We start from the raw sequence: 12,220 nt of genomic DNA, 5'->3' as shown, positions 1-12,220 counted from the left end.
ATTATGGCCATTTCGCTCGATCTCGCGGCATTGCATGCCCATTACGCCCAGGGTGGCGACCCACGGGCCGTGCTGGCGGACTGCCTGGACCGGCTCGCCCGCCTCGACGACCCAGGCATCTTTCTCGCCCTCGCGGATGGTGCGGCCCTCGACGCGGCAGTGGCGGCGCTCGGGCCCTATGACCCGATCGGCAATCCGCTCTGGGGCGTGCCCTTCGCGGTGAAGGACAACATCGACCTCGCGGGCCTGCCCACCACGGCCGCCTGCCCGGCCTTCGGCTTCACGCCGGCCCGTTCGGCCACCGTGGTGGAGCGGCTCGTCGCGGCTGGCGCGGTGCCGCTCGGCAAAACCAACCTCGACCAGTTCGCCACCGGCCTCGTGGGCCTGCGCACGCCCCATCCGGCGCCGCGCAACAGTTTCGATGCCACTATCGTGCCGGGCGGCTCGTCGTCGGGCTCGGCCGTCGCGGTGGCGCAGGGCCTCGTGAGCTTCGCGCTCGGCACCGACACCGCGGGGTCCGGCCGGGTGCCGGCCGCGCTCAACAACCTGGTCGGGCTGAAACCTTCGCTCGGCGCCCTCTCGACGCGCGGCGTGCTGCCGGCCTGCCAAACGCTCGATTGCGTGTCGATCTTCGCCTTGACGGTGCCGGATGCCTGGCAGGTGTTCGGCGTGGCGTCGGCTTATGATGCAGCCGACCCCTGGTCGCGCCCCCTCGCGGCCCGCGACCCGCGCGAAGCGCCCCAGGCGCCACGCCTCGGGGTGCCGGACCGGACAAGCCGCATCTTTCTCGGGGACGCCCAGGCCGAGGCGGCCTTCGAGGCCGCGCTCGCATTGGCGACGCGCCTCGGCGCCGATCTGGTCGAGGTGGACCTGTCGCCCTTCTTCGAGGTGGCGCGGCTGCTTTACGAGGGCGCCTGGGTGGCGGAGCGCTTCCAGGCCATTCGCGGCTTCGTGACCGAGCATGCCGAGGCGCTGCATCCCGTCACGCGCGATATCATCCTGGGGGCCGAGCGCTATTCGGCCGCCGACGCCTTCGCGGGCCTCTACAGGTTGGCGGAACTCCGCCGGGCGAGGGAGCCTTTGTGGGACGCTATCGACCTGATGCTGGTGCCGACCTATCCGCGGCCGGTCGGCGTCGCCGAGGTCGCGGCCGATCCGATCGGCCCCAATGCAAGCCTCGGCACCTACACGAACTTCGTCAACCTGCTCGACCTTTGCGCCCTGGCGGTGCCGGCACCGTTCCGGCAGGACGGTTTTCCGTCCGGCGTGACGTTGATCGGGTCGCGCGGCACCGACGCGAACCTCGCCGGCTTCGGAGCGCGCCTGCAGGCCGCCGCCGCCACGCCGCTCGGTGCCACCGGAATCGCGCAACCGACGCAGGCCTTTGCGCCAAATGAGGCCGTGATGCCGGACGGCCTCGAGATCGCCGTGGTGGGCGCCCACCTGTCGGGCATGCCGCTCAACGGCGAATTGACCCGGCTCGGCGGCACCCTGGTGCGCACCGGCCAGACCCTTCCGGCCTATCGGCTTTACGCCCTGCCGGGCGGCCCGCCCGAGCGGCCGGGTCTCGTACGCGTGGAAGAAGCCGAGGGCCACGCCATCGCGGTCGAGGTGTGGCGGCTGCCGGCCGACGGCTTCGGTCGCTTCGTGGCCGCCATCCCGGCGCCGCTCGGCATCGGCACCCTGCGGCTCGCCGACGGCACGATGCCGAAGGGCTTCCTGTGCGAGACCGCCGCCTTGGCTGGGGCACGAGACATCTCAAACCATGGCGGCTGGCGCGCCTATCTGGCCGCCGCGGCGAAGCAACCGTGACCGGACCTCAACGGACCACCAAGGCCCAGGACATCTATCTGGCGCTCGCCGACGACATCGCGCACGGGCGGCTGCCGCCCGGGACGCTGCTCGACGAAGTCGGCATCGCGACCCGCTTCGCCGTCTCCCGCACGCCGATCCGTGAAGCCCTGCGTCAGCTCGAGCGCTGCGGCCTGGCCGAATCACGGCCCCACAAGGGCGCCGTGGTGCGCCGCGTGTCGGAGCAGGAGCTCGACGAGATGTTCGCCGTGATGGCGGAGCTCGAAGGCCTTTGCGCCCGCTGGGCCAGCCGCGCCATGACGACGGCCGAGCGGCGCGCCTTGCGGGCCCTGCATGCCGAGGGAGCCGCCTGCGTACAGGCGGGCGACCGCCGCGCCTATGTGGCGCTCAACGACGCCTTCCACACGGCCCTCTACCAAGGCAGCCACAATGGTTATCTGGCCGAGCTGGCTCAGGATGCGCGGCGGCGCGTGGCGCCTTTCCGCCGGGCCCAGTTCGACGAGCTCGCCCGACTGGCTTTGTCGCATGCCGAACACGACCGGGTGCTGCAGGCGATCGAGCGCGGCGATGATGCCCGGGCTCAGACCGAGATGCGGGCCCACATCGGCGAAGTGCGAAGCGCCGTCGATGGCGTCTACGCGTCGCATCGCTCAGAGCAGCGCCATCTGATGCCGACGAAATAAGCAGGACGGCTCAGCCTTGCATGCAATCGCCCAGCGAGGGCGGCTGGTATGGGGGTTGCATGACGGCCTGTGAAACGTGAGGCGGCCGCATGGCCGCTCCCTCCCTACCAAGGATTTCGCAATGCCGGTTGACCTCCACCTGAATCGACGCCGGCTGCTGCAGGCCGGTGCAGGCATCGCGGGCCTGGCGCTTGGCGCCGGTCCCCTGCGGCAGGCTCGGGCCGCCACCGATCTGACGATCGGCGTCATCTATGTGGGCGCGCGCGACGACTTCGGCTGGAACCAGTCCCATGCGGAGGCGGTGCAGACGCTGAAGACCGTGCCGGGCATCAAGGTGGTCGAAGAAGAAAACGTGCCCGAGACCGACGCGGTGTCGAAAACCATGGAGTCGATGATCGCCCTCGATGGTGCGGGGCTGATCCTGCCGACCTCCTTCGGCTACTACAACCCCTTCGTGATCGACGAGGCCAAGGGGCACGCCGACGTCCAGTTCCGCCACGCGGCGCCCTTGTGGACCGATAAGGACCCGAAGAACGCCGGCTCCTATTTCGCCTTCCTGGATCAGGCCCATTACGTCGACGGCGTCGCGGCCGGCGCCGCCTCGGCGTCCGGTAAGCTCGGCTTCGTGGCCGCCAAGCCGATCGGCATCGTGCTGCGCAACATCAACTCGTTCCTGCTCGGCGCCCGCACCGTCAATCCGAACGCCACCGTGCGGGTGATCTTCACCGGCGACTGGTCGCTGCCGGTGCGCGAGGCCGAAGCCACCAACGCCCTGGTGGATGCCGGCTGCGACCTCATCACCTGCCATGTCGACGGCCCCAAGGTGGTGATCCAGACGGCCGAGTCGCGCGGCGTCAAAAGCTGCGGCCACAACGCCTCTCAGGCGCCGCTGGCGCCCAAGGGCTTCGTGACCGGCGCCGAATATAAATGGGCCACCATCTACACCGGTTTCGCGGACCTCCTGTCGAAGGGCCAGCCGCTGCCGAACGTCACCTTCGGCGGCTACGACAAGGACATGGTGAAGAACACGGCTTTCGGGGCCGGCGCCACCGACAAGGCCCGCATGGCGGCCGAGGCCGCCATCAAGGACCTCAAAGCCGGCAAGCCGATCTGGACGGTGCCGGTCAAGGACAACAAGGGCAACGTGGTGCTGCCGAAGGCTGGCTACGACAACTACGCCCCCGAGCTGAACAGCATGACCTATCTGGTCGATGGCGTGGTCGGCTCCACCACCTGATCGCGTCACCCTGCCCGCCGCCCTTCGGGGTCCGGCGGGCATCATCCGGCCCCGAGGGAGCCACGCCTTGCCCGCACGCATCGTTCCTTGACCGACGTCGCCGATCCTTCCCGGCCCCTGCACGGCCTCGCGCCCGCCCCGATGGTCATGCTCGGGTCGCCGCTGGGCCATCGCCTGCGCGCCGGCTCGGAATATCTCGTCATCCCGGGGCTGGCCGTGGTGGCGTCGCTGGTGTTGTTCTCGATCTTTCTGGCTGCCATCGGCAAATCGCCGACCACATTCCTGAGCCTGCTCTGGCTCGGCGGTTTCGGCACTGCCTTTTCGTGGGGCAATACGCTGCAACGGGCCTCGCCGCTGATCCTCACGGCCCTGGCGGTGGCGATCCCGGCTCAACTCGGGCTGACGATCATCGGCGGCGAAGGGGCGCTGGTGCTTGGCGGCGTCGCGGCGGCCGCGGTCGCGATCCCGTTCGTCGGCTCGGGCGTGTCGGCCTGGCTGGTGATGCCGGCCATGGTGGTCATGGCGGTCGGCATCGGGGCCTTGTGGATCGGCCTCGCGGGTTGGCTGCGCTACCGGCGCGGCGTCAACGAGACGATCGCGTCGTTGTTGCTGTCCTATGTGGCGATTGCCCTGATGAACTTCTTCGTCGAGGGGCCGCTGCGGGACCTCGCGCAACCCGTGAAAGCCTCGACGCTGCCGATCGGCACCGCCTATGCGGTCGGCAAGATCCCCGGCCTCGCGGTGCATTGGGGGTTCCCGACCGGCGTCGGGCTGGCGCTGGCGCTCGGGGTGCTAATGTCGCGCACCACCTTCGGATTTGCAGCCAAGATCACCGGCGGCAACATGCGGGCCGCCCAGGCCCAAGGGCTGCCGGTCGGGCGGCTGATCACGACCTGCACGATGATCGCCGGCGCCTGCGCGGGCCTGGCGGGCTATTTCGAGGTGGCGGCCGTGCAGGGCCGGGCCAATGCGTCGCTCGCGGCGGGCTATGGCTTCACCGGCATCCTGGTGTCGTTCCTGGCACGCCACAATCCGGTCGCCATCGTGCCGGTCGCCATCCTGCTGGGCGGTCTCAGTGCCGCCGGTGGTATCGTGCAGCGGCGCATGGGCCTGCCGGACGCCACCGTGCTGCTGCTGCAGGGGCTGATCTTCGTGGTGCTGCTGGCGTCGGAAACGCTCTATGGCCGCTTCGCAATCTTCCGGCCCGACGGCGGCGGAGGGCGAACTTGAGGCGCTATTACACTTCACCTCATTCCGGACGCAGCGAAGCGGAGATCCGGAACCGGGGCGCCTCGGCAGCCCAAGACCTTTGCACACCGGTTCCGGGTTCGCCTCCGGCGCCCCGGAATGAGGTGCGTAAGCGCGGCGCCGGAGGCCGCCCATGAATCCGCTCGGCACCATCCTGTTCGCCATGCTGGGCGGCGCCATCCGGGTGTCGACCCCCTTCATGTTCGTGGCGCTCGGCGAATGCCTGACCGAGAAGTCGGGCCGCATCAATCTCGGCCTCGAAGGCACGCTGGTGCTCGGCGCCATGGGGGGCTACGCCACCGCCTATGGCACCGGCTCACCCTGGCTCGGCGTGCTGGCCGGAGGCTGCGCCGGGGTGCTGCTCGGCCTGTTGCACGGCGCCCTGTGCAGCTTGCCCAAGGTCAACGACATCGCGGTCGGCATCGCCTTGATGAGCTTCGGCACCGGTGTCGCCTTCTTCTTCGGCAAGCCCTTCATCCAGCCGCAGGCGCCACGCCTGCCTTCCGTGCCGCTTGGCGACTGGACCGGCGTGCCGCAGCTCGCGGAAGCCCTGCAGATCAACCCGTTGTTTCTTCTCGGCCTCGCGGCCGCCGCCCTGATGGCCTGGAGCTTCGGCAACACGCGCTGGGGCCTCGTGGTGCGCACCACGGGCGACTCGGCCGCGGCCGCCCGCGCCATGGGCGTGTCGGTCAACGGCGTGCGGATCACCGCTACGACAGTCGGCGGCTTCCTGGCCGGCATCGGCGGCTCCTTCCTGTCGCTCTCCTATCCAGGATCCTGGAACGAGGGATTGTCGTCGGGCCAGGGCTTGATGGCGGTGGCGCTGGTGATCTTCGCCCGCTGGGCGCCGCTGCGTTGCGTCGGGGCGGCCTTGTTGTTCGGCGCCGCCGGGGCGCTCGGCCCGGCGTTGCAGTCGGTCGGCATCACGCGGGGTTATTCGCTCTTCAACGCCGCTCCCTACGTGCTGACGCTGCTGATCATGATCGGGTCGTCGAAATCCAAGGACAGCCTCCGGGCCGCGCCCGGCGAACTGTCGATCACGCGATGAGGCATAGGCCATGAACGGACTGGGTGGGCTGAACAAGAGCCCGAACGGGGTGGTGATCGGCCTCGTGCAACTGCAATTGCCGGCCGTGCGGACGCGGGAGGATCTTGCGGCGCAAACCGACAAGATCGTCGCCACCGTGGCGAAGGCGCGGGCCAACATGGCCACGATGGACTTAGTGGTGTTCCCCGAATACGCCCTGCACGGGCTGTCGATGGACACCAATCCCGACATCATGTGCCGCATGGACGGCCCCGAGGTCGCGGCCTTCCGCCGGGCCTGCATCGACAACCGGATCTGGGGTTGCTTCTCGCTGATGGAGTTCAACCCGCACGGCAATCCCTACAACGTCGGCATCGTGATCGACGACCAGGGTGAAACGCAGCTTTATTACCGCAAGATGCACCCTTGGGTGCCGGTCGAACCCTGGGAGCCGGGCGATCGCGGCATCCCGGTCTTCACCGGCCCGAACGGCTCCACCATGGCGCTGATCATCTGCCACGACGGCATGTTCCCCGAAATGGCGCGGGAATGCGCCTATAAGGGCGCCGAGGTGATGCTGCGCACAGCCGGCTACACGGCACCGATCCGCGACAGCTGGCGCTTCACCAACCAGTCGAACGCCTTCTGCAACCTGATGGTCACGGCCAGCGTGTGCATGTCGGGCTCCGACGGGCAGTTCGACTCGATGGGCGAAGGCATGGTGTGCAACTTCGACGGGTCGATCGTCGCCCATGGCACCAGCGGCCGGCCCGACGAGATCATCACGGCCGAGGTACGGCCCGACCTTGTGCGCGAGGCCCGCATCCACTGGGCGGTCGAGAACAACATCTATCAGTTCGGCCACCGCGGCTATGTGGCGGTCGCGGGCGGCGCCGGCGATTGCCCCTACACCTACATGACCGACCTCGCGGCCGGCCGCTACCGTCTGCCCTGGGATGCCGCGGTGGCCCACACCGACGGCACGAAGTTCGGCTATCCACGGCCGGAGCGGCTTTATGGCGAAGCGCCCAAGCGCGCGGCGGAATAAGCCAGCCCTCATTCCGGACGCCACGCAGCGGAGATCCGGAACCGGGGAGCTTCAGCGACGCAAGCCGAGGCACACCGGTTCCGGGTTCGGCTTCGCCGCCCCGGAATGAGGGTTGGTGCCAGGCTTTATCAGGACAATTTCCATGCCCACCATCGACGCCAACCCCTACCCCTGGCCCTATGACGGCGACCTGCGGCCCGCCAATACGGCGCTGGTCATTATCGACATGCAGACCGATTTCTGTGGCACCGGCGGCTATGTGGACGCCATGGGCTACGACCTGTCGCTCACCCGCGCCCCGATCGAACCCATCCGCGCGCTGCTGGCCGCGATGCGGGAGCGCGGTTTCACGGTGATCCACACCCGCGAAGGCCACCGGCCCGATCTCGCGGATCTGCCTGCGAACAAGCGATGGCGTTCGCGACGCATCGGTGCCGGCATCGGCGACGCGGGGCCTTGCGGCAAGATCCTGGTGCGGGGCGAGCCGGGGTGGGAGATCATCCCGGAGTTGGCCCCGCTGCCGGGCGAGATCGTGCTCGACAAACCCGGCAAGGGGGCCTTCTGGGCCACCGACCTCGAGATGATCCTGCGTAACAAGGGCATCAGCAATCTCGTGCTGACCGGCATCACCACGGATGTTTGCGTCCACACCACCATGCGGGAAGCCAACGACCGCGGCTTCGAATGCGTGCTGGTGGAGGATTGCTGCGGCGCCACCGACCGGGGCAACCATGAGGCGGCGGTCAAGATGGTCACCATGCAGGGCGGCGTCTTCGGCGCTGTCGCGTCCTCTGCCGACATGCTGCGAGCCCTCGGCACTCCGGCATGAGCCGCCAGGCCTTCGTGCACCGCATCGCCATGACGGCGCCCGACGACGTGTCGGGCCTCGAGGCTGCGATCGCCCGCGGCGCGGTCGACCCCGCCTGCGTGGTGGCGGTGCTGGGCAAGACGGAAGGCAACGGCTGCGTCAACGATTTCACCCGGGCGCTGGCGGCCCGCGCCCTGCACGACCGCCTCGGCGCGGCGCCCTGCTGCGTCATGTCGGGCGGCACCGAAGGCGCCCTGTCGCCGCATTTCACCGTCTTCGAGGTGCGCACCAGCGACGCCCTCCCGGTGGACGACGCGCTGGCGGTCGGCCATTGCCGCACACCGGCGCTGCCCGGCCAGCACCTCGGGCGCCTCGCTCAGGTCGATGCCGTGGCGGCGGGCGTGCGGACCGCCATGGAGGAGGCCGGTATTACATCGCCGGACGACGTCCATTTCGTGCAGGTGAAGTGCCCGCTGCTGACGAGCGCGCGACTGGCCGCCCTCGACCGCGAGGGCGTCGCGCCCGCCACCCGCGACACGCTGAAGAGCATGGGTTTGTCGCGGGCCGCATCGTCGCTCGGCGTCGCGGTGGCGCTTGGCGAGGTCGTACGGGACGACCTGACGGACGAGGCCATCGGCCGCGACTGGGAGCTGCGGTCGAGCCGTGCCTCGGCGTCGGCCGGGGTCGAGCTCATGGGCCATGAGATCGTGGTGCTGGGCCGCGGCCGCGGCTGGAGCGGCCCGCTGCGGGTCGACCATGCGGTGATGGCCGACGGCATCGATATCGAGCCGGTGCGGGCTGCCCTGGCCCGGCTCGGCCTCGCCTCGACGGGCCAGCTCGACCGCCACCAGCGCGGCCGCCTGAAGGCGCTGCTGGCCAAGGCCGAACCCGGCGCGAGCGGCCAGCTGCGCGGGTATCGCCACACGATGCTGACCGACTCGGACGTGTCGCCCACCCGCCATGCCCGCGGCTTCACGGCCGGCGCGCTCGCGGCGCTGGTGGGCCACGCCGAAATCTACGTGTCGGGCGGCGCCGAGCATCAGGGCCCGGATGGCGGTGGCCCGGTCTGCGTCATCGTCGAAGCCGCGTGAGGAGCCGATGAGCGTGCAACCCGTCGTCGAAATGGCCGCACCGGGCAAGCGTGCCGTGCACCTGACGGTGTCGAGCATGAGCAAGCGTTTCGGCGCCTTCACGGCCCTCGACGGCGTGTCGCTCGACATACCGCCCGGTTGTTTCCATGTGCTGCTCGGCGAGAACGGCGCCGGCAAGTCGACGCTGGTGAAATGCATCATGGGATTCTACCAGCCCGACGACGGCGCCATGGCGATCGACGGCAAGCCGGTGCGGGTCGACAATCCGCGCGACGCACGGGCGCTCGGCATCGGCATGGTGTACCAGCACTTCACCCTGGTGCCGTCGCTGACCGGGGCCGAGAACCTCGTCATCAGCCGCGCCGACGTGCCGGCCGTGATCGACTGGCGGGCCGAGCGCAAGCGGCTCGCCGCCTTCATGGCCCGCATGCCGTTCCAGGTGCCGCTCGACCGGCCGGTGGCGACGCTCGCGGCCGGCGAAAAGCAGAAGCTCGAAATCCTCAAGCTGCTTTATCTCGACCAGCACGTGTTGATCCTCGACGAGCCCACCTCCGTGCTGACGCCCGACGAGGCCGACGAAATCCTTGGCCTGCTGCGCGGCATGACGCGCCGCGGCGAAATCTCAGTCATCATGATCAGCCACAAGTTCCGCGAGGTGATGGCCTATGGCGACACCGTGACGGTGCTCCGGCGCGGCGCGGCGGTGGGGGGAGGCGCCGTGGCGGATCTGACCCCCGACGCCATGGCCCGGCTGATGATCGGCGACACGCCGATCCGCGAGCGTGCCGCCCGCACCCGCTTCGCCCGCTCGGACACCATGTTGGAACTTGCGGGCCTGGTGGTCGACGACGAGGCCGGGCGCACGGTCGTGGACGCCGTCAATCTGAAGGTGATGGCGGGTGAGATCCTCGGCATCGCGGGCGTGTCCGGCAACGGGCAGGCCGCGCTGGTGGAGGCGCTGGCCGGCCAACGCCCGTTGCGGGACGGCCGCATCTTCGTGCGCGACCAGCCGTTCGAACCGAACCGCAAGGATTTCGACCGCTTCAAGGTCTTCGGCCTGCCGGAAGAACCGTTGAAGAACGCCACAGCGCCGCGCATGAGCGTGGCCGAGAACATGGCGTTCCGGGCCTTCGACAAGCCGCCCATCGCCAAGGGCGGCTTCTGGCTGCGTCGCGGGCCGATGCGGGCCCGCGCGGCCGCATTGATCCAGGCCTACCGGGTCAAGACCACCTCGCCCGACGCGCCAATCGAAACGCTGTCGGGCGGCAACGTGCAACGGGCCGTGCTGGCGCGCGAGCTGTCGAATGCCGTCGATGTGCTGATCGTCGCCAACCCGTGTTTCGGGCTCGATTTCGCCTCGGTGGCGGAGATCCGGGGCCAGATCATGGACCAGCGGAACGCAGGTGCCGCCGTGTTGCTGGTCAGCGAGGACCTCGACGAGATCCTGGAACTGGCCGACCGCGTCGCCGTGATGTCGGAAGGCCGCATCGGCTATGTGGCGCCCGTCGGCGAAACCGATCGCACCACCATCGGCCACCACATGGCGGGGCATTGAGCATGATCGAGGTGCCGGCGACGCCCTATCCCTACCGATTCCCACCCGGCCGCACCGCGCTGGTGGTGATCGATATGCAGCGCGACTTCATCGAGCCGGGCGGCTTCGGGCATGCGCTCGGCAACGACGTGTCGCGCCTGGCCGGCATCGTTCCGACGGTGGCGGCCCTGCTGGCGCTGTTCCGCCAACAGGGCTGGCCGGTGTTGCACACGCGTGAAGGGCACCGGCCCGACCTGTCCGATCTGCCCGACGCCAAGCGGGCTCGTGGCCACGCCACCTTGCGGATCGGCGACATCGGGCCGATGGGCCGCATCCTGGTTCGCGACGAGCCGGGCCACGCCATCGTGACGGCCTGCGCGCCCGAGGCGGGCGAAACCGTCATCGACAAGCCCGGCAAGGGCATGTTCTGGAACACGCCGGTCCATGCCGAACTCGATCGGCGCGGCATCACCCATCTGGTCTTCGCCGGCGTTACGACGGAAGTCTGCGTCCAGACCTCGATGCGGGAAGCCAACGACCGCGGCTTCGAATGCCTGCTGGTCAGCGACGCGACGGAAAGCTACGTGCCGGCCTTCAAGCAGGCGGCGCTCGACATGATCACGGCTCAGGGCGCCATCGTGGGCTGGACGACGCCGTTGTCCAGCCTCGTCGCGGCCGTCGGCGCATCGGAGGGAAAGACCGCATGACCGAGGCTGCCGACTTCGACCCGGATGCCGTGATCGACGCGATGGCGCCGCTTCTCGGCCTTCTGGTGACGCCCGCCCAGCGGCCGGGCGTGCTGGCCAACCTCAAGCTCACGGCGGCCCTGGCGGCCCTGGTGCTCGAGGTCCCGCTCGACGATCACGCCGAACCGGCCGCGGTGTTCACGCCATGACGCCGCCCCATGCCATGAGCGCCACCGCCATCGCGGCCGCGATACGCGACGGCAGCCTGACGGCCGGCGCGGTCGTCACCGCAACCCTCGATCGCATTGCGGCGTTCGACCCGGGGCTCGGCGCCTTCACGACCGTCACGGCCGCCCGCGCCCTTGCCCGGGCCGAGGCCGTCGATGCCGCGCGCCGCGCCGGCGCCGATCCGGGCCCGCTGGCGGGCGTGCCCTTCGCGGTGAAGAACCTATTCGACCTCGCCGGCACCACCACGCGGGCCGGCGCCCGCATCAACCGCGACAACCCGCCTGCGACACGCGACGCCACGCTGGTGGAACGGCTCGAGGCCGCGGGCGCAATCTGCGTCGGTGCCCTTAACATGGGCGAATACGCCTATGACTTCACGGGCGAGAACATCCATGACGGCCCGTCCCGTAACCCGCACGACCTCGGCCGCATGAGCGGCGGCTCCTCGGGCGGTTCCGGCACCGCGGTCGCGGCCGGGCTGGTGCCGCTGGCGCTCGGCTCCGACACCAACGGCTCGATCCGGGTGCCGGCGTCGCTCTGCGGGCTGTTCGGCTTGAAGCCCACCCTCGGGCGGCTCAGCCGGGCCCGCAGTTTCCCGTTCGTGGCGAGCCTCGACCACCTCGGGCCGCTCGGCCGCAGCGTGGCCGACCTGGCACTCGCTTATGACGCCATGCAGGGCCTCGATGCGGACGATCCTGCCCAGGCGGCCCGGCCTGTCGAGCCGGTGTCGTCCCACCTCGGCGCCGGCACGGCCGGTCTGCGGATCGCGGTGGCGGACGGTTACTTCCGCCAGAATGCCGAGCCTCAGGCCCTGGCCG

The 12,220-nt window shown here is 69.7% G+C and carries 12 protein-coding genes; all 12 read left to right on the top strand.

Annotated elements, in window-relative coordinates:
- Nucleotides 1-3: 3 nt before the first annotated feature.
- Nucleotides 4-1,812: an allophanate hydrolase gene (atzF, locus tag P7D22_RS12175; protein ID WP_319934505.1), complete on the top strand. Its 1,809-nt coding sequence runs from the start codon at nucleotides 4-6 to the stop codon at nucleotides 1,810-1,812.
- The gene (locus P7D22_RS12170) at nucleotides 1,809-2,495 is read left to right on the top strand and encodes a GntR family transcriptional regulator (protein ID WP_319934504.1); all 687 of its coding nucleotides are present in this window, start codon (nucleotides 1,809-1,811) and stop codon (nucleotides 2,493-2,495) included. Before atzF ends, P7D22_RS12170 begins: the two co-directional genes overlap by 4 nt.
- 121 nt (nucleotides 2,496-2,616) lie before the next feature.
- A complete protein-coding gene (locus P7D22_RS12165) occupies nucleotides 2,617-3,732 on the top strand; it encodes a BMP family ABC transporter substrate-binding protein (RefSeq protein WP_319934503.1) in 1,116 nt (371 codons plus the stop codon).
- A 141-nt stretch (nucleotides 3,733-3,873) separates the two neighbouring features.
- Nucleotides 3,874-4,962 carry an ABC transporter permease gene (locus P7D22_RS12160; RefSeq protein WP_319934530.1) on the top strand — a complete coding sequence of 363 codons (1,089 nt, stop codon included), beginning with the start codon at nucleotides 3,874-3,876 and terminating at the stop codon, nucleotides 4,960-4,962.
- A gap of 151 nt (nucleotides 4,963-5,113) precedes the next feature.
- Nucleotides 5,114-6,028 carry an ABC transporter permease gene (locus P7D22_RS12155; protein WP_319934502.1) on the top strand — a complete coding sequence of 305 codons (915 nt, stop codon included), beginning with the start codon at nucleotides 5,114-5,116 and terminating at the stop codon, nucleotides 6,026-6,028.
- A gap of 10 nt (nucleotides 6,029-6,038) precedes the next feature.
- The gene (locus P7D22_RS12150) at nucleotides 6,039-7,055 is read left to right on the top strand and encodes a formamidase (RefSeq protein ID WP_319934501.1); all 1,017 of its coding nucleotides are present in this window, start codon (nucleotides 6,039-6,041) and stop codon (nucleotides 7,053-7,055) included.
- A 142-nt stretch (nucleotides 7,056-7,197) separates the two neighbouring features.
- On the top strand, nucleotides 7,198-7,884 hold the full coding sequence (biuH, locus tag P7D22_RS12145) for a biuret amidohydrolase (protein ID WP_319934500.1): 687 nt from the start codon (nucleotides 7,198-7,200) through the stop codon (nucleotides 7,882-7,884).
- Nucleotides 7,881-8,954, top strand: coding sequence for a ring-opening amidohydrolase (locus P7D22_RS12140; RefSeq protein ID WP_319934499.1), 1,074 nt, complete (start codon nucleotides 7,881-7,883; stop codon nucleotides 8,952-8,954). Before biuH ends, P7D22_RS12140 begins: the two co-directional genes overlap by 4 nt.
- 7 nt (nucleotides 8,955-8,961) lie before the next feature.
- On the top strand, nucleotides 8,962-10,509 hold the full coding sequence (locus P7D22_RS12135) for an ABC transporter ATP-binding protein (RefSeq protein ID WP_442916077.1): 1,548 nt from the start codon (nucleotides 8,962-8,964) through the stop codon (nucleotides 10,507-10,509).
- Between the two features lie 2 nt (nucleotides 10,510-10,511).
- Entirely contained in the window at nucleotides 10,512-11,195 is a 684-nt protein-coding gene (locus P7D22_RS12130) for a cysteine hydrolase family protein (RefSeq protein ID WP_319934528.1), read from the top strand.
- On the top strand, nucleotides 11,192-11,383 hold the full coding sequence (locus P7D22_RS12125; protein ID WP_319934498.1) for an AtzG-like protein: 192 nt from the start codon (nucleotides 11,192-11,194) through the stop codon (nucleotides 11,381-11,383). Before P7D22_RS12130 ends, P7D22_RS12125 begins: the two co-directional genes overlap by 4 nt.
- Nucleotides 11,380-12,220: amidase family protein (locus P7D22_RS12120; protein ID WP_319934497.1), on the top strand; the 841-nt coding region annotated here is incomplete at its 3' end. The genes P7D22_RS12125 and P7D22_RS12120, both read left to right, overlap by 4 nt.

Source organism: Lichenihabitans sp. Uapishka_5, assembly GCF_033947565.1.
Classification (GTDB): Bacteria; Pseudomonadota; Alphaproteobacteria; order Rhizobiales; family Beijerinckiaceae; genus Lichenihabitans.
Note: the sequence above shows the minus strand (reverse complement) of the source record. Positions and strands in the feature narration are given on the sequence as shown.